Raw genomic sequence first — 24,672 nt, forward strand, 5'->3', positions numbered from 1 at the left:
CGCCCGCTGCAGCAGGCCAGTCGAAGATCGATCAGCCTTCGTGCTGGCGCAGCTTGGTAGCGTTGGGAATATGAATCTTTCGGCCTTCGACGACGATCAGGCCGAGCTCGGTCAGCTCATGCAGGATGCGCGAGAAATGTTCCTGGGTCAGGTTCAGGCGTGAGGCGATGATGCCCTTGTTGGTCGGCAGGGTGACGGCAACGTTGAAGCCTTCATGGTCGGCCTCGGGGAGTTCGCGCAGCAGATAGCCGATGATGCGTTGCTTGCCGGAGTGCAGCGAATAGGATTCGACGTCGTTCATCAGTTGATGCAGGCGCATGGCCATGCCGGCCAGCATCTTGCGGCACAGGTTGTGGTCGCGCTCCAGTTCCTCGAAGACGGCTGCCTTCGAGATGTGCAGCAGCAGCGAGTCGCTGAGCGCCTGGGCGAAGACGATGTAGGGTTTCTCCATGAACATCACGGCTTCACCGAAACTTTGTCCCTGACCGATGATCTCGACGACTTTTTCGCTGCCCTGCGAGGAAGTGAAGGCCAGCTTCATTTGCCCATAGACCAGCAAATGAAATCCGTTGCATGGGTCGCCCTTGTGAAAGAGGATTTCCCCCTTGGCGGCGTGCATTTCGCGGGTTCCCCGGGCGATGCGGGAAATCTCTTCCGGCGCCAGTCCGTTGAACAGCGGAATGTGGGTCAGTAGTGCTTCTATGTTGATTGGATTATTGCCATGCATGGTCATTTTGGCCTGAGCGAGGACGGCCGATGTTGTCATCCGGCTAGTTCTAATGCAATACGACTTTAGGACTAATTACTGACGAGTTAGTTGCACGTAAAGCAGAGGCAAGCGACGCGGTAATTCCTCCGGTTTGCGGATCACGCAGAATCCGGCCGGGCCGAAAAGATAGGGCAGGTAGGCGCCGGCTTCGTGGTCGATGGTCACGCAGAAGGGCGTCAGGCCCATGCGCCGGGCTTCATGCACGGCCATTCGGGTGTCCTCGATGCCGTAGCGGGAGTCGTAGATATCCAGATCGTTCGGCTTGCCGTCGGTGATGATCAGCAGCAGGCGGCGGCCGGCCGGCTGTTCGGCCAGGATATTGGCAGACTGGCGAATGGCAGCACCCATCCGGGTGTAGTAGCCGGGCTTGACGGCCAGGATGCGACCACGGGCGGCGGCGTCGTACTTGCCGGCGAAGTCCTTGAGCAGATGAAAACGGATGTTCTGGCGACGCAGCGATGAAAAACCATAGATGCCGAAACGGTCGCCGGTGGCGGTCAGTGCCTCGGAAAAAAGCAGCAGCGAGTCGCGGATGACATCGATGATGCGGTGCGAATCGGAAATCGGCGCATCGGTGGACATCGACAGATCGGCCAGCAGCAGGCAGGCCAGATCGCGCTCACAACGGGCCTGGGCCAGGTAGCCGCCAGTTTCCGGTGTGTGGCCCGAGGCGCGGTCGGCATGGTTGCGGACGCAGGAGTCGACATCGAGTTCAGGGCCGTCGGGTTGAGCCTTCAGCCAGCGCCGTTGTGGTGCCAACGCCGCGAACTGGCCACGCAGTTTTTTGGCGGTGGCGGCGAGCTCGGCTGGCAGCGCGGCGGGTTCGGCATCGCTGGCGACCATCGGCTGGAGCAGGCAATGCCTTTCCTGCATCAGCTCCTTGCGGTAATCCCATTCCGGCAGTGCAATGCCGGGGCCGATCGGCGTGTCGTCTTCGGCGGCCGAGGGCAGGTCAAGGTCGAACTTGACGCGTGATTTCGCCGTCTGGCCATCGCGGATCAGCGAAAGTTTGTCGAGATCCTTCGCGGCGTCGCGGGCATTGGGGTCTTCGTCTTCATCGAAAGCCCGGTTGACCCGCACATACTCGGCCCAGGTCGGCAGGCTTTCGGCCCGGAACATGGCCAGCATCGGATTCTTGTTATCCGGCGTTTCGACCTGTTCTGCCTTGTGGGCTTCCTTGGAAGTCGCACTATTGCCGGTGCCTTCGGGCGGGAGTTCTTCGTCGGGGTCGGCGACGCGGCTCGGCGTGCTTTCTTCCGATGCGATCAGCCAGAGCAGAACGGGTTGCGGTGGCCGAGACTTTTTTGAGTTGAGGGGGGGCAGGCCATCGACCGTGCCGGGGTCACGCATGGCCTGACGCAGCGCCTCTTCCTGGGCCGCTTCATCCGGGAGCAGATCGCTCGCGGGAAGGCGCCCGGCGATGTGGGCATCGACCAAGCGCTTGTAGCGTGAACGCAGTCCCGGGTAGCGCGCCAATGCGGCCTGACTGGCCCGCTGGTTGCGGATGAACCAGGCTTGTCCCGGTGCAACATCGCTGGCGGCCAGTGCGGCCAGCCACAGATAAAGGTCGCGATTGAGCGCTTTGTCGGGGAAGACTGCGATTTCGGGCGGCAAGCGCAGGGTTTCGGCATCGCGCCGGGCGTGCGCCACCTTCTCGCCGCTACCGGCCAGTCGTTGCAGCCAGCTGCGCCGGGCGCCATGCTGTTCGGCGGTCGCCGCCGCCACTTTCAGGCCGGGATCACCACCAAAGGCACGGAACAGGATGCCGGCCGTCTTTTCGATGTCGGCCAGTTTGACCGCTGCTTCCGGATAATGGCCGCCAGAGGTCTTGGTGACCCAGTTGTGCCAGAGTTTGCCAACGTATTCTTCCATGAATCAGATTTTCCCACCGGCATCTTCGTCGGTATTTGATAGGGCTGAAAAACCAGCCTCGTTGCGTTGTGCGGCGCTGCCGTTGACCCAGCGCAACAACTGGCCATTCGGGTTGTCGCGATTGACCGTCGCACAGGCCGAGATGCACTGGCCGCACTGGGTGCAGGCGAACATCCAGCGTTTGACGTTGCGTGGCTTCAGTCGCATCGGGCAGACGGCATCGCAGGCGCTGCCGGAGGGCGGAGCAGACTCCACGGGGCGTGGCCCCGTGGATGCGACCCCGGAGGCAGCGAGGGTTCCGGCGAGCGAGCTGCCGGCTGCTGAAAGGTGGTTTGCGCCGGAACAGCCGGAGGATGGGACAAGTGGGTCGCTGCTTTCGCGCAGGGCTTGCCGGGCGAGAACGGTGTTGCCGGCAGTGCCGCAGCCTTGCATGCAGCTGGCGCAATCGGTCAGTCGCTTGCGGTCGAAGCCGACCACCATCGCCTTCTTGTTCACGATCCAGGCAAAGCTCTGGAAGATGCCGATGGCGCAGCCGTAGCGGCAGAACAGGTGGCGGGCGAACAGGAATTCGAGGGTCAGCACCGTGGTTGCCGCGCTCAGGAAAATGACCTCGCCGCGATAAAGCGTGAAGGTCAGCAGCCCGTGATAGACCTGAAACGGCGGCATCAGGTAGGTCAGCAGCACGACCGCCCAGGCAAAGGCAAAGCCGATGGCGGCAGGAACGACGGCCAGCCAGTAGCGCCGGTCGCGTGGCATCGGGGTGCCGTCGGGTTCCCATGGCGGTGTCTGTTTCTTGTCCCAGACTGAATGCTTGCCGGTGGCACGCAGCATCAGACGGTTGATGGTTTCGACCACGGAAAAATGCGGGCACAGCCAGCCGCAGTAGAGGCGGCCCCATTTCCAGGCGACAGCGATGATCAAGCCCAGCGTGCCGAGAATGGGCAAAAACAGGTAAAGAATCAGGTTGGCCGCAGCGCTCAGCGGGTCGCCGGTGCCGGCGAGCAATGCGTCGAGGCCGATATGCCAGGGACGGGTCAGGAAATAGGCGTGGCGCTCGGTCAGGTCGTAGCGCAGCAGGTCGAAAATCGGGGTGACCGTGAATAGCGCGAAAAATCCCATCTGCGCCAGCAAGCGGGCGCGTTGCAGGGGTTGTTTTTTCATGCCTGGTCGGTGTCGACCGCCGGGCCGATCAGTGGATAACGCCAGGTCTGCCCGGCCAGTGCCTTGGCCAGCCCGAACATGCCGAACATGACCAGCGTGGAATGCACGCAGGTGAAATACATGATGACGGCGACCCAGGTCCATTCCCAGTCGAGGCCGCCGAGGGCGATGAACAGGCCGCTCAGGACGACGATCAGCAGGCCGCCGTAGAGGCTGACGAAGGTGGTTTGCTTGAGGTGCTGGCGGGCCAGGCGTGGCGCGTTGTCCTTGTTCCTGAGCCATAGCCAGAACAGGACAGCGAAGCAGATACCTGGCACCAGCAGCAGGTTGCCGAGGTACAACGCCTCGGCCAGCACGGCCAGGTTCTGGCCGGGCGTGCGTTCGTCGAAGCCGGTGTCAGCGTCCGAAAGTGGCATTGACGATTTCCATCAGCGCCTCGACGGTTTCCTCGTCGTCGGTCAGGCTTTCGACCAGGGCGGCGCGGCAGGCAGCCGAGACATCGAAGCCGGACTTGATCAGCGTTGCGGCATAGACCAGCAGGCGGGTACTGGCGACTTCTTCGAGGTCGCGATCCTTGAGCGCACGGAAGGCCTTGCCGATGCCGACCAGGCGTTTGGCCAGATCGACATCGCAGCCGGTTTCGCCGAGCAGGATGGAAATTTCGCGTTCGGCTCCGGGGAAATCGAAGCGCATCGAGACAAAACGCTGGCGGGTTGATGGTTTCAGACCCTTGAGCAGGTTCTGGTAGCCGGGGTTGTAGGAAACGACCAACATGAAGTTGTCCGGTGCGACCAACATCTCGCCAGTGCGGTCGATGGGCAGGATGCGGCGGTCGTCGGCCAGCGGGTGGAGGACGACGGTGGTGTCCTTGCGGGCCTCGACCACTTCGTCGAGGTAGCAGATGCCGCCTTCGCGCACGGCACGGGTCAGCGGGCCGTCGCTCCAGTAGGTACCCTTGTCCGAAATCAGATGGCGACCGACCAGGTCGGCGGCGGTCAGATCGTCATGGCAGGCGACGGTATAGAGCGGCAGCTTCAGGCGGGCCGCCATGTGCGAGACGAAGCGTGTCTTGCCACAGCCGGTCGGGCCCTTGATCAGGAGCGGCAGGCGCTGGTGGAAGGCGTGTTCGAACAGGGCGATTTCGTTGCCGGAGGCTTCGTAGAAGGGCAGGTCGGTCATTTAAGGGAAATCCAGTAAGCAAGCAGAATCAGGCTGGAAACGAGTATAAGCCAGCCTTCGAGGAGGATGCGCCAGAGTCGCGGTGCCTCGCGCAACTCCATGAAATCGAGGATGACCAGTCGGCCCTTGATGAAGGCAATAAGCAGCATGGCGACGATGGCCGAGGTGCCGGCGGCACCGACTTCACCGAGGTACCAGGTAATCACGGTGGCAATGATGAGGATGATCCAGGCCCGATGGGCGGGGTTCTTGAGCAGGTCCATGGTCAGCGCATCACGTAAACGAGTGGGAAAAGCACGATCCACAGCAGATCGACCATGTGCCAGTAGGCGGCGCCGCTTTCCAGTCCATGGGCGTTATGGCTGCCGTAGGCACCCTTGCGGGACTGGAACCAGAGAACCGTCAATATGACCATGCCGAGTATGACGTGCATGAAATGGAAGAAGGTCAGCGAGATGTAGAACATGTAGAAGGTGTTGGTCGACATCGAAATGCCGGCGCCGAACTTGGCCGCATATTCGATGACCTTGACGACCAGAAAGCCGCCACCACAAAGCCAGCCAAGGAGGATGTTGCGCGAAATGGCCGGGCGGTTGTCGTGATGGGCTGCCTGAACGGCGAGCACGATGAACCATGAGCCGGTAATCAGCAGCAAGGTGTTCAATGCGCCAAGATTGCGATCCAGCGTCTGCTGGTAGAGGTTGAACATCTCGACATTTTTTGCCCGCGCAAAGGCGTACGAAGTAAAGAAGACAGCGAAGGCGAACATCTCGGCCAGAATGAAGAACCAGATGGCAAGGTCGCCGGGCAGCCGACGACTCGGTGGCGTATCGGATTGCTGGGTGGCGGGCGGGCTGTTATTCATCATGTCCCGCATGTTAGCGGCTTGACGCTGGCCGGGACTTGATCTGCCCCAAAATAAAAACGGCCCGGGATGGCCGGGCCGTTGCTGCCGAGAAATAGCTTGCTTACTTGCGGCGACGCGCAGCAAAGCCCACCAAACCCAAGCCGGCCAGCAGCATGGCGTAGGTTTCCGGTTCCGGCACGGCGGTCAGCACGAACAGGCGGGAATTGGTTGTGCCACTGTCTTCGGCGACGAGATAGATAGTCCCTTTTTCATCAACCGTCACGCCTTCGATGGCTTGGGTGGTGACGTCGGACAGGTCAAAACTGCTCAGTACGGTGCCGGTAGCGCGATCGAGTTCCACCAGCTTTTTGGAATCCAGGCTGAGGATCAGCAGATTGTCGGCGGCAGCGGTGCCAGTCAGGGCGTCGACCGGTGACAGGGTCTGGATGTCGGACAGGCTGTTCAGACCGAACAGGCTGCTGGCGCCCGAGTTGAGTATGGTCGTGCTGGCCGTTCCCCCACCGACCGCGAAGCTCAGGGTGCTCTCGCGCAACTGAGCCGGATCGTCCTGCTTGACGCTGTAGAACTTGCCGGTGAGCGGGTCGTAGCTGATGCCTTCGGTGCCGACGTTTTTGACGCTGGTGGTGCTGCCCATGATGGCGACCTTGGGCTGGTTGTTGAGCATCACCGAACCTCCGTTGCTGAAAGCGAACTGGTAGGCAATCTGTGGACGCTCGTCGACGACCACCAACTGGCCGTTGCCGAGGTAGGTCAGACCTTCCGCATCGTTGTTGCTACTAGCTGTTCCGGTCCAATCGAAGGCCATCGAGCCCAGGGTCTGGCCGGTCTTGGAAATTTCCACGACACCCAGGCCTTCATCACCGACAAAGAACAACGTGCCGCGGTCGCGGGCGTAGGTGACGGCGGAGGCTTCGAGGCCCATTTTGCCCAATGCATCGAGCGCGTAGTTGCCGGTTACCTGGTAGTTGGCGAGATTGATCGAGGTCTGGGCGGAAGCCGCCATGCTGCAGAGGGCGGCGAGGGCGACAATAATTTGTTTGAGTTTCATTTTTTCTCCGGAATTGGGGCTCGCAGCAGTGATGCCGGGGAAATTCCGGCAATCGATTTTGACAGTGGCTGATTACCGGTCGATGAACGGATTTGGGATAAACCTAAGCCGATCGGATTAGGCTTCGCTGCTTCGCTGCTTCGATGGCGAGAAAAGCCCTGAGTGCAGGGAAGCGCTGTCAGCCAAAACGGCGGTTGCCCGGTAGGCGGTGTGTGCGGTTAGCCACTCAACGGGTTCGGGCGGAACCACATCAGCGGAATCTAAAGCGTGGATCGCCAAGGCAGTCGATCGTCATTGCCTACTAAGCGTCAGGATTGAACGCTCGGCCATGGTGGCGGGCCAGGCTGCCCGTCTGCAGTCGATTTTGGCCAATAAAAAAGGCGCGGTCCGAAGAACCGCGCCTTGGGTGCCACCAGGAGGAGTTATCCCCTTATGCGGCTTCCTTCTCGTCACCGCCCACAAAGAAGCTGATGATGTAGATGATGAGGCCGATCAGGAAGGCAACGCCTGCCCATTCGCGCATCCAGTAGAACAGCGAAATCTTGTCCTGCGCCACCATGAAGGGCAGCGGAGAATCAGAAACGCGTTGCAGCCAGACTTGCAGGATGCCGGCAGCGGTCAGGAACAGGGTGATGAAGACGATAGCGACCGTCATCAGCCAGAACGACCACATTTCCAGCACTTGCGACTTGTTGCTGTTGGCAGCACGGCCGCGCAGGATGGGCATGGCATACGAGATCATCATCAGGTTAACCATGGCGTAGGCGCCATAGAAAGCCATGTGGCCGTGAGCCGCGGTGATTTGCGTGCCGTGCGTGTAGTAGTTGACCGGAGCCAGGGTGTGCAGGAAGCCCCACACGCCAGCGCCCAGGAAGGCCATCACGCCGGTGCCCAGCGCCCATAGCACAGCAGCCTTGTTCGGATGCTCGCGACGGCGACGGTTCACCATGTTGAAGGCAAACACGGTCATGCCAAAGAACGGGATTGGTTCCAGAGCGGAGAAGATGGAACCCCACCACTGCCAGTATTCCGGCGTACCGATCCAGAAGTAGTGGTGACCCGTACCGATGATGCCCGAGATCAGCGTCAGGGTGACGATGACGTACAGCCATTTTTCGATCACTTCACGGTCAACACCGGTCGTCTTGATCAGCACGAAGGCCAGGAAGGAGCCGAGGATCAGTTCCCATACGCCTTCAACCCAGAGGTGCACCGTCCACCACCAGAAGAACTTGTCGAGAACGACGTTCACCGGGTTGTAGAAGGAGAACAGGAAGAAGACGGCGAGGCCCCACAGACCGAGCAGCAGAACGATCGAGATTGCCGTCTTCTTGCCCTTCAGCACCGTCATGGTGATGTTGAACAGGAAAACCAGCGCAACGACGACGATACCAAGCTTGGTTGGCAGCGGCTGTTCCAGGAACTCGCGACCCATGGTTTCGAGCAGGCCGTTACCGGTCAGCTCGGCCAGGGTGGCGTATGGAACGGCCAGATAGCCAACGATGGTCAGCGCACCAGCGACCAGGAAGATCCAGAACATGAGCAGCGCCAGTTTCGGGCTGAACAGTTCGGTTTCTGCTTCTTCCGGGATCATGTAGTACGCGCCGCCCATGAAGCCAAAGAGCAGCCACACGATCAGCAGGTTGGTGTGGACCATGCGGGCCACGTTGAACGGAATGGCGGGGAACAGGAAGTCGCCGAGCACATACTGCAGGCCAAGAATCAGGCCGAACAGGATCTGACCGACAAACAGACCGATTGCCGCGATGAAGTAGGGTTTTGCAACCGCTTGAGATTTAAATTGCATGTTCAGTTTCTCCTCTCGATCAGCCTTGGTCGTTGGGCGGCCAGTTGGCATCGTTGATCGAATTGACGTGCTTCAGGAAAGCCACGATGGCGTTCAGCTGCTCGTCGGTGAAGTTGAACTGCGGCATGCTGCGGCGGCCTGGGATGCCCTCTTTCGGACGGCTCTGGATGAATGCCTTGACGCCTTCGTCGCCGTAGCGAACGATGACGTTGCCCAGTTCCGGGGCAAAGTAGGCACCTTCACCCATCAGGGTGTGGCAACCGATACAGTTATTTACTTCCCATAGCTTCTTGCCTTCGGCGACCTGCGGCGTAATGTTCTGCCGCATGTCACGTTTCGGAAGTTGCGAATGGGTGTCGAATGACAGCGCAAGGAACAACAGGAAGAAGAAGACCGTCCCCCCGTAAAATATGTTCCGCGCCATCGATTTGGTGAAAGCGCCACTCATTGTTTTTCCCCCTTTCGGAAATTGTTTGGCCGGCCGATGGTATTTGCATGGCAGAGCTCGGGGCTTTGATGTTCGCTAAAAAAGCGGAAATACTTGAGCCGGACAGGGGAGGCGTCGGCGGTATACTGCGGTTTCCTGACATTGAAAGTATTTCATGGCCGCAGCCAACGACACCGCCAGCATGGCGCTCTTTTGCGACTTCGAGAACATCGCTCTCGGCGTACGCGATGCCCAGTATGAAAAATTTGATATTCGCCCGGTCCTGGAGCGTCTGCTCGCCAAGGGCAGTATCGTCGTCAAGAAGGCGTATTGCGACTGGGATCGCTACAAGGCCTTCAAGGCGGCCATGCACGAGGCCAATTTCGAGCTGATCGAAATTCCCCATGTTCGCCAGTCCGGCAAGAACTCGGCCGACATCCGCATGGTCGTCGATGCGCTCGACCTCTGCTATACCAAGGCGCATGTGGATACCTTCGTGATCATCTCCGGTGACTCCGATTTCTCGCCGCTGGTCTCCAAGTTGCGCGAAAACGCCAAGAAAGTGATCGGCGTCGGCGTCAAGCAGAGCTGTTCGGACCTGCTGGTGACCAATTGCGATGAATTTATCTATTACGACGATCTGGTTCGCGATCGCGAGGCCGGGCGCGGGACGCAGCAGCGCCGCGAACGCGAAAAACGCTCACCGGAAGAAGAGGCCAAGCGTCGTGACAAGCAGGAAGAGCGCAAGAGCAAGGCGATCGATATCGTTTCGGCTACCTTTGTCGACCTGATGGCCGACCGAGGCGAAAGCGAGCGAATCTGGGCCTCGGTGCTCAAGGAAGTGGTCAAGCGGCGCAACCCGGGCTTCAACGAGAGCTATTACGGCTTCCGGACCTTTGGCAATCTGCTCGAAGAGGCAGCTGGTCGCGGTCTGCTCGGTTTTGGCCGTGACGATAAAGGCGCCTTCGTGTTCCGCGGCCCGCAACGTCCACCGGTGATCGAGGGAGAGGTCGCGACACAAGCAGAAATCGCGGAACCCGCCGAGGCAAGTGTTCGCGAGCCGGCGGCAGCGGAAGTCCCGGCCATCGAGTCGGAACCGACGGGCAATGCCCGTCGTCGAGGCGGGCGTCGTGGGCGTAACGGCAAGGATCGTGCGTCGACCGACATGGTCGAGGTCGCGCCGGTGGCTGATGTGGCGCCAGCCATCTCTGAAACGGCTCCGGTGGTGTCAGGCGAAGCGCCGACTGCCGAGCCTGTTGTGCCGAGCGAGGACAAGCCGCGCCGCGGTCGTCGTCCGCGCAAGGTGTCTGCACCCGATGCCGCGCCAGCCCCCGTCGAAATGCTGGTTGCGGAAGCGGCCGTCGCCGAGCCGAAACCGGCCAAGGCCAAGCGGCAGCCCCGCTCTCCGCGGGCCCGCAAGCCAAAAACCGGGGAAGCTACGGAAAGCTGATCGCCAAGACGCTTGGCCTGACTGTCTTATTCACTTGTCCCGTCAGGTCAAGCGGTTCTAAATGACATTGAGCAGCTTGCCACGTAGCGATTCGGCTTCGCGCTTGCCATCGCGCGACATCACAATCGAGTGATACCACTCATCGTAAAGCGCCCGCAGCTCAACGTGCCCGGCCGCATTTTCCAGGCGATCCAGCAGTGAACTGGTGCCGAGGGCGCCGACAAAGGCGTTCAGCGTGTTGATCATGAAATTGCGCGCCTGCTGCAGGCGCACCGGATCCGGGTTGCTCGGCAACTCACTGAAAGCGGTAATCGCTGGCAAGGCCGCCGGGGTGGCGGCGCCGGGCGGAATGCCGGCAATATCATGGAACTCGATATAGCCTTCTTCTTCGAGCATGCCGAGCGTATGTTGCAGGTCGTCAGCCGGCAACATCCCGCGCAGTTCCTCGACAGATCGCTTTCCGTCAACGAAGATCAGCAAGCGTCGCACGCGCGGCGACAGCCCTCCTGCCTTCGTGGCGATTTCGTCATGCCCCTTCGGGGTCTTTGCGAAAACAACGCCCATGGTTTGTCTCCAACTAGGTGTGAAATTTTGTAACGCATTGTACTAAACGAAAAAACCCGCCAGTAGGCGGGTTTTTATCAAGTGTGAATTAGTTCTCGGTCAGGCTGCAGCTTGCACCGGAATCTTGTGGCCGCGACGCACGATGCGATTCTGTGAATCGACGTAGATCAGGTCCGGCTCGTGTTTGGCCAGTTCCACCTCGTTATAGACGGCGAAGGTGGCGATGATCAGGATGTCGCCCGGTGCGGCACGGCGGGCAGCGGAACCATTGACGGAAATGACACCCGATCCGCGTTCGGCGCGGATGGCATAGGTCGTGAAACGCTCGCCATTGTTTACGTTCCAGATATCGATCTGTTCGTATTCCTTGATGTTTGCCGCTTCGAGCAGGTCTTCATCGATGGCGCAGGAACCCTCGTAGTGCAGGTCGGCATGGGTGGCCGTGACACGGTGCAACTTGGATTTCAGCATTGTTCTCTGCATGGTTTCACTCATCCAGATAGTTGGGGGAAGCGCATTGTAGCGACAATAGCCCCCCTGTCAACGGGCGTAATTATGGATATTCCGACCGCGTCAAATCTCGATGTTATCGATCAGCCGCGTGCTTCCCAAGCGGCTGGCGGCAAGCACCACCAGCGGGGCGTTTACGCCTTTCGGCATGGATAGGTCGGACTGTTGTCGCACCGCAACATAATCCGTTTTCCAGCCGGCGGCAGACAGTGTTGTAATGGCTGCATTTTCCAGTTTGATGGTGTCGGTTTCGCCGGAACGAATGGCGGTACGGATTTCGTTGAGCAGGCGATACAGCCGCGGCGCTTCGGCGCGTTCGCTGGTGCTGAGGTAGCCATTGCGTGACGAGAGGGCGAGGCCATCCTCGGCCCGCACCGTTTTGCCGCCGATGATGTCGATAGGCAAAGCCAGCTGGCGGGTCATGTTGCGGATGACCATCAACTGCTGGTAATCCTTCTTGCCAAAGACGGCAGCCTGCGGCTGGACGCAGTTGAACAGTTTGAGAACAACGGTAGCGACGCCGCGGAAATGGCCGGGGCGGAATTCGCCATCAAGGATGTTCTGGATGGCCGGCGGTTCGACGGTGTATTCCTGCGGTTCCGGATAAAGATCGGCTTCGGTCGGGGCGAACAGCACATCGACGCCGGCGGCGGCCAGCTTGTCGCAGTCGGCCTGGAAGGTGCGCGGATATTTGTCGAAATCCTCGTTCGGGCCGAATTGCAGGCGATTGACGAAAATCGACGCGACCACCGTGTCGCCTTGGGCACGGGCCTGTTCCATCAGGCTGATGTGGCCGGCGTGCAGGTTGCCCATGGTCGGCACGAAAACGAGGCGGCCATGGTTTTTCAGTGCGGCGCGTAGGTCGGCAATGCTGGAATGGATTTGCATATGCTTGGTTCAGGAAGGGTTTTTGTCGAATCGTCATTCCCGCGTCCCACAGGGACTTCCTGCGGTCGCAGGTGGGAATCCAGCGGCTCTGGGTCCCCGCTTGCGCGAGGACGACGCGTATCAGGCAGCGTAAGTGTGTTCCGGACCCGGATAGCTGCCATCTTTGATGGCGGCGACGGCGCGGCAGGCGGCATCATGAATGCTGCTGGCGCCTTCCATGAAATTCTTGACGAACTTGGCCTTCTTGCCGGGCGGAATGTCGAAGGCGTCGTGCAATACCAGCACTTGACCGGAACAGTCCCTGCCGGCACCGATGCCGATGGTGATGATGTGCAGGCTGGCGGTGACTTCGGCGGCCAGTGCGGCCGGAATGGCTTCGAGGACGATCATCGTCGCGCCGGCATTCTGCACGGCAAGAGCATCATCCTTGAGCTTTTGCGCCGCCGCTTCGCCCTTGCCCTGGACCTTGTAACCGCCCAGTGCATGGACTGATTGAGGCGTCAGGCCGACATGGCCGCAGACCGGGATACCGCGGTCGACCAGGAATTTGACGGTGGCAGCCATTTCCTTGCCGCCTTCCAGCTTGACCATCTGGGCGCCGGCTGCCATCAGCGTCACCACGTTGCGGAAGGCTTGTTCCGGCGATTCCTGATAGCTGCCAAAAGGCATGTCGGCAATGATGAATGCACGGTCGGAACCACGCTTGACGCAGGCGGTGTGGTAGGCGATATCGGCGACGGTGACCGGCAGGGTCGTGTCGTGGCCCTGGATGACGTTGCCCAGCGAATCGCCGATGAGCAGGCATTCGACGCCGGTACCATCGAGCAGACGCGCAAAGCTGGCGTCGTAGGCGGTGAACATGACGACCTTCTCGCCGGCCTGGTAGAGCTTGGCGAGATCGGCCTGGGTCAGGCGACGGGTAATGGTTTGAGCAGACATGATGGTTTACGTCCTGAAGACGAAATAGACGGCGCCTAGGATACACAGAGCGGCCCACAAGTAGTCAAGCTTCAGTGGCTGGTCCATGTAGAAAACGACGAAAGGCACGAAGACGGCCAGCGTGATGACTTCCTGCAGGATCTTGAGCTGGCCGAGGTTGAGCTCGGTATTGCCGATGCGGTTGGCCGGCACCTGCAGCAGGTACTCGAACAGCGCGATGCCCCAGGACAGCAGCGCGGCAATCCACCATGGCTTGTCGTTGAGGTTCTTGAGATGGGCGTACCAGGCGAAAGTCATGAAGACATTCGACAGGGCCAGCAGCGTCACCGTCTGCCAGAGCACGGGGATGTGCAGGCCGAAGAGGGTCACAACTTGACGATGCCCTGATTGGCGACGGCCGGCAGCCAGGCGGCAATGCTGCCGCGACCGGGAATGACCAGGTCGGGCGCGATTTCGGCCAGCGGCTGGAGGACGAAAGCGCGCAGGTGGAGGCGCGGGTGGGGCAGGGTCAGGCACGGTAGGTCGATCAACTGGTCGTTGTAGAGCAGGATGTCGAGATCCAGCGTGCGCGGCCCGTTGCGCTCGGCGCGAACGCGGCCGAAACGGTGCTCGATGTCGAACAAGGCGTCGAGCAGCGCTTCCGGGGCCAGGCCGGTTTCCAGTTGGGCAACGGCATTGACGAATTCCGGCTGTTCGGTGATGCCGACCGGCGCCGTCCTGTACAGCGAAGAGCTATGAACGACGCGGCTTTCCGGCAGGTTGGCCAGGGCGCCGAAGGCAGCGCGCACGGTGGCCGCCGGGTCGCCGAGGTTGGCCCCCAGCGCAATGTAGGCAGTGTTCATTCAGCGGTGTTGTCTGAGCCGCCAGCGCCGGCCGGTTTTTTCTTGCGGCGCCGGCGTTTCTTGTCGCCGGCCTGATCGGGGACCAGCATGGCGGCGCGCTCATCCCCATCGACGCTCTGGAAACGGGTCCACCAGTCGGCCAGTTCCATGTCGATTTCACCAGCCTGGGCGCGCAGGACCAGGAAGTCGTAGCCGGCGCGGAAGCGCGGCTGTTCAAGCAGACCATACGGGCGTTTACCGGCACGGGCTTCGAAGCGCGGCTGCAGGGCCCAGATGTCCTTGATGTCGCCAGCGATGCGGCGGGTGATGGCGAGCTTTTCGCCTTGCACGTCGAGCACGGTATCCATCGCCTGATAGAGCGCCGGAATCTTGGCTTCACCCTTGGCCTTGAGCTTGTCCCAGTGGGCCAGTACTTCGTGCCAGAGCAGCGTCGCGAACAGGAAGCCGGGCGAGGTGCCCTTGCCGCGGCGGACGCGCTCGTCGGTGTTGGCCAGGGCCAGCATGACGAATTTTTCGCCCATCGGCTGTTCGAGAATGACGTCGAGCAGGGGCAGCAGGCCGTGGTGTAGGCCTTCGTCGCGCAACTGGGTGATGCATTTGACCGAGTAGCCTGAGGTCAGCAGCTTGAGCATTTCGTCGAACAGGCGGGCGGCCGGGACGTTTTCCAGCAGGTCAGCCATTTCGCGGATCGGCTTTTTGGCCTCCGGGTCGATGATCAGGCCGAGCTTGGCAGCGAGGCGGACGGCGCGCAGCATGCGGACCGGGTCTTCGCGGTAGCGGGCGCGCGGCTCGCCGATCATGCGCAGGGTTTTCTGCTTGAGATCGCCAACGCCGTGGTGATAGTCGATGACCGCTTCGGTGGCCGGGTCGTAATACAGCGCGTTGGCCGTGAAGTCGCGGCGGGCGGCATCGTCGGCATGGCTGCCGAAAACGTTGTCGTGCAGCACGCGGCCGTGTTCGTCGGTCTTGGTCTTTTCGTCGAGCATGCCGCGGAAGGTAGTCACTTCCAGCGTTTCCGAACCCATCATGACATGCACGATCTGGAAGCGGCGGCCGATGATGCGTGAGCGGCGGAAGGCGCGGCGGACTTCTTCGGGCGTGGCATCGGTGGCGATGTCGAAATCCTTCGGTTCGGCGCCGATCAGCAGGTCACGCACCGCGCCGCCAACGACGTAGGCCTTGAAGCCATGACTTTGCAGGGTTTCGCAGGTACGGCGGCTGCCACTGCTGATGCGGTCGCGGGTGATGCCGTGGCTGGAGACGGGAATGACGGCTGGCTCGTGGCGGCTGGCCTTGGGTTTCTTGCCGCTGAAAACGCGGGAGATAAGTTTGCGAATCACTTGTACCGATCGAAGAGCGTTTGGGGCGCTGCGGAAAAGGCGAAATTCTACCGCAATGTAATGATTTTCCAGCCCATTTCGCCGGCATGGGCGCGCAGCTTGTCATCCGGATCGACGGCCACCGGGGTCTTCACCTTCTGCATCAGCGGCAGGTCGTTGTGCGAATCGCTGTAAAAGAAGCTGTTATCGAAGCTGCCCCACCACAGGCCGAGCGATTCCAGCCAGCTATCGACGCGGGTGATCTTGCCGGCCTGGAAGGAGGGTGTGCCGCGCGGGCCGCCGGAAAAGGCACCGAGTTCGGTATCGACCGCCGGGACCGTGCCGATCAGGTGCGGGATGCCGAATTCACGGGCGATCGGGCCGGTCACGAAGCTGTTGGTGGCAGTGACGATGGCGCACAGGTCGCCGGCGGCCAGGTGTTGGGCGACCAGTGCTTTGGCCTGCGCGGTCATGATCGGCCGGATGTGGCGGTCCATGTATTCGCGATGCCAGGCGTCGAGTTCGCTGCGGCTGTGGCGAGTCAGCGGTGCCAACTGGAAGATCAGGAATTCGTAGATGTCCAGCGTGCCGGCCTTGTATTGCTCATAGAACTGGATGTTCTTGGCTTCCTGCAGTTCGCGATCGACGACGCCCTTGCTGATCAGAAATTGGGCCCACTCGAAATCAGAGTCGCCGGCGAGGAGGGTGTTGTCGAGGTCGAAGAGGGCGAGATTCATGAGGAAGCTTCCATGTTGAGCAGTTCGCGCAGCAGCGGCAGGGTCACCGGGCGCTTTTGTTCGAGGGTGTATTCGTCGAGGGCGACGATGATGGTCGACAGCGTGCGCATGTCGCGCGGGGCGTGGCGCATCAGGTAATCGATCAGTTCCGGTGTCAGCTTGAGGGCGCGTTCCCTGGCCTGGGCGCCCAGCGCGGCGGCCTTTTCGGCATCGGAAAGCGGTTGCAGCCGGCAGATCAGGCCGGAGCCGAGGCGGGTGCGCAGGTCTTCGCGCAATGCCAGGTGGGCCGGCGGCTGATCTGCCGCGGTCATCAGCATGCCCGAGCTCATCTTGAGGCGGTTGAAATGGTTGAACAGCGCGATCTGGCCGGTTTCATCCAGCAATTCAACGTGGTCGACTGCCAGTTGCTCGGCCGTCGGGGCCGTCTTCAGCGCCGGGTCGAGCGCCGCGTCGACATAGGCAAAGCCGCTCGCCTGGAGCAAGTGCGAGCGTCCCGATCCGGCTTCGCCCCACAGGCAGAACGAGCTATCGGCACGCGTGCCAGCCAGCCATTCGGTGAGCAGGGCGAGTGTTTCTGCATTGCCCCCGGCGACGAAGTTATCCAGCGTGGGCGGGCTTTCGGGCAGCAAGTCGAGAATCAGCTGGCGCATCGGGCGATTGGAATGAAACAGGGGCCGCGATTTTAACATTTGTCCTGAAATCGGCCCGGGTTTCAGCCGGGGGAATGAAGTCGGCGAGGCGCCGCTCGCTTTGCTGCAGGCGCTGAAGAGGAATCTCCCCCCGCTCCAGCGCCTGGGCCGCCGCATAAACGGCGCGATAGACCTGGCGTGGATCGTAGGAAACGAGCACCAGATCAATGCCGGCCGCCAGCGCTTCACTCGCCACCCGGCCGACGCCAAGATCGTAGACCGCACCCATGTTGAGGTCATCGGTAATCAGCACCCCGTCGTAGTCCCACTCGCTGCGCAGCAGGCCATCGACTACGGCTGCCGAGTGCGAGGCGGCGCGTTGCGGGTCGATGGCGGCGAGCGTGACATGGCCGAGCATGATGGCCGCGCCGGGGTGGCTGGCCAGTTGGCGGAAGGGTTGCCAGTCGGTGGCCAGCGCGGCCGGCGGTTCGTCGAGTCGCGCCGGGCGCAGATGGGTGTCCTGCCTGACCCGGCCCAGACCGGGGAAGTGCTTCAGCGTGGCGCGGACGCCGCGTTCGCTCAGGCCATCGATATAACCCGCCGCGACGGTGCCGACGGTGGCCGGGTCGTCGGCAATGGCGCGGGCCGAAAGCCGGGTCAGACGGTCGTGGGGGTTGTCGGTGCCGGGTGGTCGCAGGTCGACGACCGGGCCGAAATTGAGATTGACGCCGAGCGCGCTCAAGCCTTGTCCCTGCTGCGCCCCGTAGCGGTGGGCGCGCCAGCGCTGGTCCCCCGCCCCGACGAGGCTGGCCAGCGGCGGCATGGCTTCGAGCAGCGGTGAAAGATGCGAAACCGGACCGCCTTCCTGATCGCCGGCGACGATCAGTGGCGGCAGTCCGGCCCGCTGGCGGATGGCTTGCAGCTCGGCAATATCGGCCGCCACTTCGGCCAGCGTGCGGCCGCGCAGGTTGCGTTTGGCCAGGTAGATGCCGCCGATCAGGCCGCGCGCGGCCAGGGTTTTTACCTCCGCGAAATCGGTGTAGCCGACGATGAAATGGCCGCCCACGGCCTGCATGCTGTCGCCGCCACTCAGCACGGCGGCCCGTTGCAGCTGATATTCGCCTTCACGAAGCAGCGTGACGATGATGACGGCGAGGAGCAGAACCACCAGCAATCGCCCCGGAAAGCCGCCTCGCCAGACCAGACCGGCCATCGCCAGGGCAAGCAGCAGCGGCGTTTCGACATGGCGCAGCCAGAGCATCAACGGGTGTTTCAGGTGCCAGGCGAGGCCGAGCAGCAACAGCGAAAAGAGCAGGGGGAGCAGGCGAAGAAAAGGGAAAATGAAAAGGCCGGCGGCCCTGCCGGCCGGCCTGGTGCTCAGAGAAAGTTTCATGGCGCGCTGGCTTCGCTGTCAGGGTTGAGCTGGGCGCCGAGGCGGTACCAGTCGAGGCGGCGGGTGGCGAGCATGGTGGTGCCGAGAGCGAGGAAGAGCAGCACGCTGCCCATCAGCAAGGCGTTGTCCTCGGAGAGCAGCACGCCGTAGAGCACGCCGTAAAGGCCGGTCAGTCCGGCGCCGAAGGCCAGGCCTTGGCGCATGCCGCCAAGCGCGCCGGCCAGATAGGTGGCGATCAGCCCGATACAGGCGACGGCCGACAAGCCATAAGCGGCGTAGAAGGGCAGGTGCTCGGAGAAGGCGATCAGCAGCAGGAAGAAGATGGCCAGCGCCAGGCCGACCAGCAGGTACTGCATGGGGTGGATCGGCGAACGGCGCAGGATTTCGGTCAGGAAGAAACCGGCAAAGGTCAGCACGATGAACAGCACGCCGTATTTGACGGCCCGTTCGGATTGCAGATAGACATTGACCGGATCGACGAAATCGATGCTCAGCATTTCGCCGCGCGCCGGGTTCAGCGTGGCTTCGAAGTTGCGGGCCAGATGCGAGATTTCCCAGCGGGCGCCAAAGCCATCCTTGCTCACCGCGCGGCTGTTGGGCAGGAAGCGGCCGCCGAAATTCGGGTGTGGCCAGGCCGATTTCAGTTCGATTTCATTAGATTCGCCGGTCGGGGCAATGGCCAGCCGGGCGGTGCCGGTCAGCTGCAGCGGAAAGCTGAAGTCGAAACGGCTTTCGCGCTGGAGGTCGAGTCGGCCAAGATCGATGCTCAGTCGGCGGATGGGCGACTCCTGGTCGCCCTTGTTCTTGCTAGCCGGTGAGGCAAAACGATGCGCCTTGCCGTTGATCATCACCTCGGGGTCGTTATTGACGCCGCGCGGGTCGGCAATGCCGAGCACCAGCCGGGCGCTTGCTTCCAGAATTCGCCCGCCGCTCGCTGCCTCGCCCAGGGGCTTGATGACGAAATGCCCGCTGGTGGCGAGGCCGAGGCGGAACAGCCGGGCCTGGTAGATGCCCCGGTTCCGTGTCTCGACCACTGTTTCGCCCGCCATGACGAGCTTTTCGGGCGGTAGCATCAGCGTACGCTCGACCACCTGCAGCCGGGTTTTTCCTGCCTGGCCGGCCTCGCCTTCGGGGATCTGTACTTCGACCTGTTCGCGATAACGTAGCTCGATTACCGGTCCGACCAGCGTTTGTTCGCCGGCCGCGCTGTTGGCAATGCTGGCCTGCACCTCGTTCTGGCGTTGGCTGCGGTCGCGGATCTGGCCCTCGATCAGGCCCAGTGGCACCAGCAGCAATAGCGACATGAAGCAGATCGCAGCAATCTTGAAGAGCAGTTTCTTGTCCATTTGTGGCTCCCTTGTTTGAAAGTGAGCCCAGTCTCGGCGCGCTGCGTGAACGCCTGTCGAAGCGACGGTGAAGCTGTGTGAAGTCGGGGTGAAGTAGGGTCGGAGCTGGCATCCATCGGCCAAACCAGCGAATTCGGCGCGAATCGCGCTACCATCTGGAACGACACCTTGGTCTGCCGGGCGCCGGCTGCGGTGCCGCAAAGCACATTGCCACCCCTATTTTGTCCGGCCGTCAGGTCGCTGAATCAATGAACATCATCCGTTTCATGGCGTTGGCCTGCCCACTGGACGGCGCTCCCCTGTTCCGCCACGGCGCGACTTGGCGCTGTGCCGCCAGCCACAGTTTCGACATTGCCAGCCAGGGCTATACCCATCTGTTGCCGGTCCAGAAAAAGCGCTCGCATGATCCGGGCGACAGCAAGGAGATGGTGGCGGCTCGCCGGCGGTTTCTCAATGCCGGTTACTACCGGCCGATCGCCGCAGCGGTCAGCCGGGCAGTGCTGGCCGATTTGCCTCCCGATGCAACGCTCAATTGCCTTGATGCCGGCAGCGGCGAAGGCTACTACCTGCGCCAGCTGGCCGCAGCGACTGGTGAAGGACAAACGCTCGCCGTGCTCGGGTTGGATATCTCCAAGTGGGCTGTCCTCTCTGCCGCGAAACAGGACAAGCGGCCAAACTGGGTGGTCGGCAGCAACGCCAATCTGCCCGTGCTGTCGGGCACGTTTGATCGGGTGCTGTGCATGTTCGGCTTTCCGGTCTATGCCGAGTTTGCCCGGGTGCTCAAACCGGGCGGCCTGCTCTTGCAAGTCGATGCCGGGCCGGATCATCTGCGAGAACTGCGCGAGATCATCTACCCAAGCCTGAAGCCGGAGCGCGTCGGCGAGGTTCAGGTGCCAGCCGGTTTTAGTCGCCAGCCGGGCGAAAGCGTCCGGTTTTCTGTGGATATCTCCGGGGCGGAACAGATCGCCGATTTGCTGGCGATGACCCCGCATCTCTTCCGTGCCAGTGCCGAGGGGAAGGCGCGGGCAGCCGCACTGACGGCACTGTCGCTGACCGTCGATGTACGTCTGACACATTTTTGGCGGGATGCGACCGGCTGATCAGTTCGGCAGCCGAATCCGCGCTAACCCGCCGCCTTCCGGGTGATTCTCGAAGCTCGCCTCGCCGCCGTGCAGGCGAGCCACTTCGCGGACCAGCGCCAGCCCCAGGCCGGTGCTTTTGCGCCCGGTCGCCGGGCGGGGCAGGGAGTAGAAACGGTCGAAAATCTGCGGCAGGGCATAGTCGGGGGCGCCGGCTCCGTGGTCGCGGATGGTGATTTCGACATGCTCTTCGGTGGTCAGCAGGCAGATTTCGATGCAACTGCCTTCCGGTGCGAATTCGATGGCGTTGTCGAGCAGGTTGAGGACGGCCTGTTGCAGCAGGAAGGCATCGCCACGGACATTGGCTGCGGCATTGGCATCTATCCGGCAATCGAGGTGGCGGGCGTCGAGTTGCTGGCGGCGCAGGGCGATGCAGGTTTTGAGCAGCTTTTCGAGGTCAAGTCCGGCAATGCCTTCCGGGGACTGCAGTTGCTCGACGCGGGCCAGCATCAGCATGCGGTCGATGATCGCCTGCAGGCGGCGGCCCTGTTCGCTGATGCTGTCGGCGAAGCGACGGCGGTCATTGGCGGGCGGGTCGCCTTCGAGGATTTCGGCGGCGCCGATCACTGCGGTGAGCGGGCTTTTCATTTCGTGCGCCAGGTTCTGCACGTATTTCTCGACGTATTGCTTGCCTTCCAGCCGTTCGCGCATCTGGGCCAGGGCGCGGGCCAGTTCGGAGAACTGGTGACCGCCGCCGGTTGGCGGTTCGACCTTGCGGCCCTCGGCTACATCGCGGGCATAGGCGCGCAGGCGATTGATCGACCAGGTCAGCCAGCCGGAGAAAAAGAGGCCGATCGCTGCCGTGGCGGCCAGCAGCAGCAGGCCGGATTGCTTGACGCGCTCGGCCGCCCGATTAACGTAGGGGGCAACCGAGGACATCGGCTTGGCCAGCGACAGAACGCCGATCAGTTCGCCCTGCCAGAAGATGGGTGCGGCGACATGCATGACCGAAGAGGTCGGATCGTAGGGATCTTCGCGGGTCTGGCGGGCGCCGTATTCACCGCGCAGGACGCGGGCGATGTCGCGCCAGTGCGAGAAATCCTCGCCGAGCGCCGCCTGTTTCGAGTCGTAGAGAACGATACCCTGCGCATCGGTGACGTAGATGCGGAAATCGATGCTTTCCTTGTGCACGCCGGCAATGTCGGCTTGCGGGCTGCGCCTGATGGCGGCCCGGACTGCGTCGGCAAACGGGCCCTGGCCGATGCGCCCGGCCGAGAGTTCGAGTGCCGCCATTTCGGCCAGGACGTGGGCCGTGTCGACCAGCGTTTCTTCGGTGGCCTGGCGGATGCCCGGTTCGGTTTCGCGGGTGAAGGTGTTGAGGACAAACCAGGCGGCGAGGCCGACGACCAGGAAGTAGCCGAAAAAGAGGCGGACGGAGATGTTCACGGCAGGATTACCCGACGACGCTGTAGCCGAGGCCGCGGTGGGTGAGGATGACGTCCTCGTCGGGGTGCAGCCCGCGCAGCTTGCCGCGCAGCGTCTTGATGTGGGTGTCGACCGTGCGCTCCAGGCTTTCGCCGCCATCCTGCCAGACGGTTTCCATGATCTGGGTGCGGCTCAGGATGCGGCCGGGGCGTTCGAGCAGCAGCGCCAGCAACAGGTATTCGTAGCGCGTCAGGTTGAGCCAGTGGCCGTGGTAGGCGATGCGCAAGCCATCAAGATCAATGGCGAAACGGCTTGGCGTCGCCGGAAGGGCTGTGGCGAGGCGCGGCTCGGGATTGAGCCGGCGCAGGATGGCGCGGATGCGCGAAACGACTTCACGCGGGCTGAACGGCTTGGCGACGTAATCATCGCCGCCGAGCTCAAGGCCGACAATGCGGTCTACTTCGTCGGAGCGGGCTGTCAGGAACAGCACCGGCACATCGGAATGGCGACGCAGGGCGCGGCAGACATCGAAACCGCTCATGTCCGGCAGGCCGACGTCGAGCACGACCAGGTCATGGCCGCCGGCACCAAGCAGCGTCAGCGCCTGGGCGCCGAGGGTGCAGCTTTCGGCAGTGAAGCCGTCGCTGCGCAGCGCATAGGCCAGCGTCTCGGAGATGGCGGGCTCGTCATCGACGATGAGGATTTTCATGGGCGTGATGATAATTCATCCCGTTGCCATGGCGGCAGCCCGATTTCTCTTGTTGGCGAGTGGCTCAGGGAAGCACTAATTTCTCTCCCCGCATCCGTAGCTTGGGGGGGCGATACGGTCCAGTTAAGCGTCATTCCCGCGAAGGCGGGAATCCAGTACGTTGAAATCCCTGGGTTCCCGCCTACGCGGGAACGACGAATTCGAAGGGTTTTCCTCTTAACTGAACGGAATTGGCCCGGCGGGGTACTTTTCTGCCTCAAGTGAGGCGGCGAGTGCTTACTGCCAGCTGACCAGGCCGTAGTTTTTCTTGCCGCGACGCAGGATAGTGAAACGGCCGTAGAGCAGCTCATCGCCGCCGATGGCATGGTCCAGCGCCTCGGCTTTGTTGCCGTTGATGGAGACACTGCCGCTCTGGATGAAAGTGCGGGCTTCCGATTTTGACTTGGCCAGACCGCTTGCAACAAGGGCGTCGATCAGACCGGTGTTGGATTTTTCCAGCTGCACGCCCGGCATGCCGTCCTGGGCCAGTTGTTCGAGGTCGTTTTCAGTCAGGTCGGCGAGCTGGCCGCTGAAGAGGCATTCGGTGATGCGGCGGGCGGCCATCAGGGCGACTTCGCCGTGCACCAGTCGGGTCGCTTCCTCGGCCAGGATGCGCTGGGCTTCCGGCTTGGTGCCGCTGGCCTGGTCGGCCGCTTCGATCTCGGCGATGCGGGCGACCGGCAGAAAGGTGAAGAAGTTCATGAACTTGTAGACGTCGGCGTCGCTGGTGTTGAGCCAGAACTGGTAGAAAGCGTAGGGCGAGGTCTTTTTCGGGTCGAGCCAGATGGCGCCGGATTCGGTCTTGCCGAACTTGGTGCCGTCGGCCTTGGTGATCAGCGGCAGGGTCAGGCCGAAGACGTGTTTCTGGTGCAGGCGGCGCGTCAGGTCGGTGCCGGCGACGATGTTGCCCCATTGGTCGGAACCGCCGATCTGCAGCACGCAGCCGTAGCGCTTGTTGAGTTCGGCGAAGTCGTAGCCCTGGAGCAGGCTGTAGGAGAACTCGGTGTAGGAAATGCCCTGGTCTTCACGGGTCAGGCGCTGCTGGACGGATTCCTTCTTGATCATGGCATTGACCGAGAAATGCTTGCCGATGTCGCGCATGAATTCGAGGCAGTTCATGCCGCCGAACCAGTCGTAGTTGTTGGCCATGATGGCCGGGTTGGCGCCGTCGAACTTGAGGAAGGGCTCGACCTGGCCGCGAATCTTGTCGACCCAGGTGGCGATCACGTCCGGCGTGTTGAGCTTGCGCTCGGTGGCCTTGAAGCTCGGGTCGCCGATCATGCCGGTGGCGCCGCCGACCAGCGCGATGGGCTGGTGGCCGGCTTCCTGGAAGCGCTTGAGGATGAGTACCGGCACCAGGTGGCCGAGGTGCAGGCTGTCGGCCGTCGGGTCGAAGCCGCAATAGAGCGTTACCGATTCCTCAGTCAGCAGTTTGTCGAGCGCCGCAGCGTCGGTGATCTGGGCGATCAGGCCGCGATCGTGCAGATCCTGGATGAGGGGGGACTGGTACATTGTGCTTTCTCCACGGAACAGCGCCGCCGGCGCCGGAAATTCGAACCGGCGATTTTAGCAGAGCGGCCGACGGTCTTTTCGGGTGTGGCGCGCGATTTGAAATTTGCTTGTTTTTTCCGCTTGACCGTGGGAGCGAGATGTATTCGGTTGCATGCGGCAG

Annotated in this window: 26 protein-coding genes; 2 read left to right on the top strand and 24 right to left on the bottom strand. The window is 62.0% G+C overall.

Going from position 1 to position 24,672, the window contains the following annotated elements; translation table 11 throughout:
* Positions 1-31 precede the first annotated feature (31 nt).
* The 10 genes from KI617_RS04970 to KI617_RS05015 form a co-directional block, all read right to left on the bottom strand.
* Entirely contained in the window at positions 32-727 is a 696-nt protein-coding gene (locus tag KI617_RS04970; protein ID WP_226451839.1) for a Crp/Fnr family transcriptional regulator, read from the bottom strand.
* 75 nt (positions 728-802) lie between these two features.
* Positions 803-2,641: a nitric oxide reductase activation protein NorD gene (locus tag KI617_RS04975; protein WP_226450916.1), complete on the bottom strand. Its 1,839-nt coding sequence runs from the start codon at positions 2,639-2,641 to the stop codon at positions 803-805.
* A gap of 3 nt (positions 2,642-2,644) precedes the next feature.
* Positions 2,645-3,802 (bottom strand): 4Fe-4S binding protein, encoded by a 1,158-nt coding sequence (locus tag KI617_RS04980; RefSeq protein WP_226450917.1) that lies wholly within the window; start codon positions 3,800-3,802, stop codon positions 2,645-2,647.
* A complete protein-coding gene (locus KI617_RS04985; RefSeq protein WP_226450918.1) occupies positions 3,799-4,218 on the bottom strand; it encodes a hypothetical protein in 420 nt (139 codons plus the stop codon). Before KI617_RS04985 ends, KI617_RS04980 begins: the two co-directional genes overlap by 4 nt.
* Positions 4,199-4,981, bottom strand: a complete 783-nt coding sequence (locus tag KI617_RS04990; RefSeq protein ID WP_226450919.1) for a CbbQ/NirQ/NorQ/GpvN family protein — start codon at positions 4,979-4,981, stop codon at positions 4,199-4,201. The genes KI617_RS04985 and KI617_RS04990 overlap by 20 nt, the downstream gene beginning before the upstream one ends.
* Positions 4,978-5,244: a cytochrome C oxidase subunit IV family protein gene (locus tag KI617_RS04995; RefSeq protein ID WP_226450920.1), complete on the bottom strand. Its 267-nt coding sequence runs from the start codon at positions 5,242-5,244 to the stop codon at positions 4,978-4,980. Before KI617_RS04995 ends, KI617_RS04990 begins: the two co-directional genes overlap by 4 nt.
* A 2-nt stretch (positions 5,245-5,246) precedes the next feature.
* Positions 5,247-5,858 carry a cytochrome c oxidase subunit 3 family protein gene (locus tag KI617_RS05000; RefSeq protein WP_226450921.1) on the bottom strand — a complete coding sequence of 204 codons (612 nt, stop codon included), beginning with the start codon at positions 5,856-5,858 and terminating at the stop codon, positions 5,247-5,249.
* Between the two features lie 91 nt (positions 5,859-5,949).
* Complete coding sequence (locus tag KI617_RS05005) at positions 5,950-6,897, bottom strand: FxDxF family PEP-CTERM protein (RefSeq protein WP_226450922.1); 948 nt, start codon at positions 6,895-6,897, stop codon at positions 5,950-5,952.
* A 430-nt stretch (positions 6,898-7,327) separates the two neighbouring features.
* A complete protein-coding gene (locus tag KI617_RS05010) occupies positions 7,328-8,704 on the bottom strand; it encodes a cbb3-type cytochrome c oxidase subunit I (RefSeq protein ID WP_226450923.1) in 1,377 nt (458 codons plus the stop codon).
* Positions 8,705-8,723: 19 nt separating this feature from the next.
* Positions 8,724-9,152 carry a c-type cytochrome gene (locus KI617_RS05015; protein WP_226450924.1) on the bottom strand — a complete coding sequence of 143 codons (429 nt, stop codon included), beginning with the start codon at positions 9,150-9,152 and terminating at the stop codon, positions 8,724-8,726.
* 154 nt (positions 9,153-9,306) lie between these two features.
* On the opposite strand from KI617_RS05015, the gene KI617_RS05020 reads away from it, so the two are divergent.
* Entirely contained in the window at positions 9,307-10,581 is a 1,275-nt protein-coding gene (locus KI617_RS05020; RefSeq protein WP_226450925.1) for an NYN domain-containing protein, read from the top strand.
* Between the two features lie 57 nt (positions 10,582-10,638).
* Here KI617_RS05020 and KI617_RS05025 read toward each other — a convergent pair whose 3' ends face one another.
* The 11 genes from KI617_RS05025 to creD form a co-directional block, all read right to left on the bottom strand.
* Positions 10,639-11,145 carry a hypothetical protein gene (locus tag KI617_RS05025; protein ID WP_226450926.1) on the bottom strand — a complete coding sequence of 169 codons (507 nt, stop codon included), beginning with the start codon at positions 11,143-11,145 and terminating at the stop codon, positions 10,639-10,641.
* Positions 11,146-11,244: 99 nt separating this feature from the next.
* Complete coding sequence (panD, locus tag KI617_RS05030; RefSeq protein WP_255584486.1) at positions 11,245-11,616, bottom strand: aspartate 1-decarboxylase; 372 nt, start codon at positions 11,614-11,616, stop codon at positions 11,245-11,247.
* Between the two features lie 102 nt (positions 11,617-11,718).
* Positions 11,719-12,543 (bottom strand): pantoate--beta-alanine ligase, encoded by an 825-nt coding sequence (panC, locus tag KI617_RS05035; protein ID WP_226450927.1) that lies wholly within the window; start codon positions 12,541-12,543, stop codon positions 11,719-11,721.
* Positions 12,544-12,663: 120 nt separating this feature from the next.
* On the bottom strand, positions 12,664-13,482 hold the full coding sequence (gene panB / locus KI617_RS05040; protein ID WP_226450928.1) for a 3-methyl-2-oxobutanoate hydroxymethyltransferase: 819 nt from the start codon (positions 13,480-13,482) through the stop codon (positions 12,664-12,666).
* A gap of 6 nt (positions 13,483-13,488) precedes the next feature.
* Positions 13,489-13,779, bottom strand: a complete 291-nt coding sequence (locus KI617_RS05045; protein WP_404826811.1) for a DMT family protein — start codon at positions 13,777-13,779, stop codon at positions 13,489-13,491.
* 68 nt (positions 13,780-13,847) lie between these two features.
* Positions 13,848-14,324 carry a 2-amino-4-hydroxy-6-hydroxymethyldihydropteridine diphosphokinase gene (folK, locus tag KI617_RS05050; protein WP_226450930.1) on the bottom strand — a complete coding sequence of 159 codons (477 nt, stop codon included), beginning with the start codon at positions 14,322-14,324 and terminating at the stop codon, positions 13,848-13,850.
* A complete protein-coding gene (gene pcnB / locus KI617_RS05055; RefSeq protein WP_226450931.1) occupies positions 14,321-15,664 on the bottom strand; it encodes a polynucleotide adenylyltransferase PcnB in 1,344 nt (447 codons plus the stop codon). Before pcnB ends, folK begins: the two co-directional genes overlap by 4 nt.
* Positions 15,665-15,711: 47 nt before the next feature.
* On the bottom strand, positions 15,712-16,380 hold the full coding sequence (locus KI617_RS05060; protein WP_226450932.1) for a histidinol-phosphatase: 669 nt from the start codon (positions 16,378-16,380) through the stop codon (positions 15,712-15,714).
* Complete coding sequence (hda, locus tag KI617_RS05065; protein WP_226450933.1) at positions 16,377-17,030, bottom strand: DnaA regulatory inactivator Hda; 654 nt, start codon at positions 17,028-17,030, stop codon at positions 16,377-16,379. Before hda ends, KI617_RS05060 begins: the two co-directional genes overlap by 4 nt.
* A complete protein-coding gene (locus KI617_RS05070) occupies positions 16,978-18,402 on the bottom strand; it encodes a glycoside hydrolase family 3 N-terminal domain-containing protein (protein WP_226450934.1) in 1,425 nt (474 codons plus the stop codon). The genes hda and KI617_RS05070 overlap by 53 nt, the downstream gene beginning before the upstream one ends.
* A complete protein-coding gene (gene creD, locus KI617_RS05075; protein ID WP_226450935.1) occupies positions 18,399-19,748 on the bottom strand; it encodes a cell envelope integrity protein CreD in 1,350 nt (449 codons plus the stop codon). Before creD ends, KI617_RS05070 begins: the two co-directional genes overlap by 4 nt.
* Positions 19,749-19,996: 248 nt before the next feature.
* On the opposite strand from creD, the gene KI617_RS05080 reads away from it, so the two are divergent.
* Positions 19,997-20,848 (top strand): putative RNA methyltransferase, encoded by an 852-nt coding sequence (locus KI617_RS05080; RefSeq protein WP_226450936.1) that lies wholly within the window; start codon positions 19,997-19,999, stop codon positions 20,846-20,848.
* Here the strand turns inward: KI617_RS05080 and creC are convergent, their stop codons facing one another.
* The 3 genes from creC to tyrS form a co-directional block, all read right to left on the bottom strand.
* The gene (gene creC, locus KI617_RS05085; protein WP_226450937.1) at positions 20,849-22,273 is read right to left on the bottom strand and encodes a two-component system sensor histidine kinase CreC; all 1,425 of its coding nucleotides are present in this window, start codon (positions 22,271-22,273) and stop codon (positions 20,849-20,851) included.
* A gap of 7 nt (positions 22,274-22,280) precedes the next feature.
* The gene (gene creB / locus KI617_RS05090) at positions 22,281-22,961 is read right to left on the bottom strand and encodes a two-component system response regulator CreB (RefSeq protein ID WP_226450938.1); all 681 of its coding nucleotides are present in this window, start codon (positions 22,959-22,961) and stop codon (positions 22,281-22,283) included.
* 276 nt (positions 22,962-23,237) lie between these two features.
* A complete protein-coding gene (gene tyrS / locus KI617_RS05095; protein WP_226450939.1) occupies positions 23,238-24,512 on the bottom strand; it encodes a tyrosine--tRNA ligase in 1,275 nt (424 codons plus the stop codon).
* Between the last annotated feature and the right edge of the window lie 160 nt (positions 24,513-24,672).

The sequence above is a fragment of the Ferribacterium limneticum genome, assembly GCF_020510625.1.
Classification (GTDB): Bacteria; Pseudomonadota; Gammaproteobacteria; order Burkholderiales; family Rhodocyclaceae; genus Azonexus; species Azonexus limneticus_A.

Excerpts from the sequence above, each read along its gene's own strand:
- KI617_RS04970 (WP_226451839.1), bottom strand. The coding sequence starts at position 727 with ATGCATGGCAATAATCCAATCAACATAGAAGCACTACTGACCCACATT.
- KI617_RS04975 (WP_226450916.1), bottom strand. The coding sequence starts at position 2,641 with ATGGAAGAATACGTTGGCAAACTCTGGCACAACTGGGTCACCAAGACC.
- KI617_RS04980 (WP_226450917.1), bottom strand. The coding sequence starts at position 3,802 with ATGAAAAAACAACCCCTGCAACGCGCCCGCTTGCTGGCGCAGATGGGA.
- KI617_RS04985 (WP_226450918.1), bottom strand. The coding sequence starts at position 4,218 with ATGCCACTTTCGGACGCTGACACCGGCTTCGACGAACGCACGCCCGGC.
- KI617_RS04990 (WP_226450919.1), bottom strand. The coding sequence starts at position 4,981 with ATGACCGACCTGCCCTTCTACGAAGCCTCCGGCAACGAAATCGCCCTG.
- KI617_RS04995 (WP_226450920.1), bottom strand. The coding sequence starts at position 5,244 with ATGGACCTGCTCAAGAACCCCGCCCATCGGGCCTGGATCATCCTCATC.
- KI617_RS05000 (WP_226450921.1), bottom strand. The coding sequence starts at position 5,858 with ATGCGGGACATGATGAATAACAGCCCGCCCGCCACCCAGCAATCCGAT.
- KI617_RS05005 (WP_226450922.1), bottom strand. The coding sequence starts at position 6,897 with ATGAAACTCAAACAAATTATTGTCGCCCTCGCCGCCCTCTGCAGCATG.
- KI617_RS05010 (WP_226450923.1), bottom strand. The coding sequence starts at position 8,704 with ATGCAATTTAAATCTCAAGCGGTTGCAAAACCCTACTTCATCGCGGCA.
- KI617_RS05015 (WP_226450924.1), bottom strand. The coding sequence starts at position 9,152 with ATGAGTGGCGCTTTCACCAAATCGATGGCGCGGAACATATTTTACGGG.
- KI617_RS05020 (WP_226450925.1), top strand. The coding sequence starts at position 9,307 with ATGGCCGCAGCCAACGACACCGCCAGCATGGCGCTCTTTTGCGACTTC.
- KI617_RS05025 (WP_226450926.1), bottom strand. The coding sequence starts at position 11,145 with ATGGGCGTTGTTTTCGCAAAGACCCCGAAGGGGCATGACGAAATCGCC.
- panD (WP_255584486.1), bottom strand. The coding sequence starts at position 11,616 with ATGCTGAAATCCAAGTTGCACCGTGTCACGGCCACCCATGCCGACCTG.
- panC (WP_226450927.1), bottom strand. The coding sequence starts at position 12,543 with ATGCAAATCCATTCCAGCATTGCCGACCTACGCGCCGCACTGAAAAAC.
- panB (WP_226450928.1), bottom strand. The coding sequence starts at position 13,482 with ATGTCTGCTCAAACCATTACCCGTCGCCTGACCCAGGCCGATCTCGCC.
- KI617_RS05045 (WP_404826811.1), bottom strand. The coding sequence starts at position 13,779 with ATGACTTTCGCCTGGTACGCCCATCTCAAGAACCTCAACGACAAGCCA.
- folK (WP_226450930.1), bottom strand. The coding sequence starts at position 14,324 with ATGAACACTGCCTACATTGCGCTGGGGGCCAACCTCGGCGACCCGGCG.
- KI617_RS05060 (WP_226450932.1), bottom strand. The coding sequence starts at position 16,380 with ATGAATCTCGCCCTCTTCGACCTCGACAACACCCTCCTCGCCGGCGAC.
- hda (WP_226450933.1), bottom strand. The coding sequence starts at position 17,030 with ATGCGCCAGCTGATTCTCGACTTGCTGCCCGAAAGCCCGCCCACGCTG.
- KI617_RS05070 (WP_226450934.1), bottom strand. The coding sequence starts at position 18,402 with ATGAAACTTTCTCTGAGCACCAGGCCGGCCGGCAGGGCCGCCGGCCTT.
- creD (WP_226450935.1), bottom strand. The coding sequence starts at position 19,748 with ATGGACAAGAAACTGCTCTTCAAGATTGCTGCGATCTGCTTCATGTCG.
- KI617_RS05080 (WP_226450936.1), top strand. The coding sequence starts at position 19,997 with ATGAACATCATCCGTTTCATGGCGTTGGCCTGCCCACTGGACGGCGCT.
- creB (WP_226450938.1), bottom strand. The coding sequence starts at position 22,961 with ATGAAAATCCTCATCGTCGATGACGAGCCCGCCATCTCCGAGACGCTG.
- tyrS (WP_226450939.1), bottom strand. The coding sequence starts at position 24,512 with ATGTACCAGTCCCCCCTCATCCAGGATCTGCACGATCGCGGCCTGATC.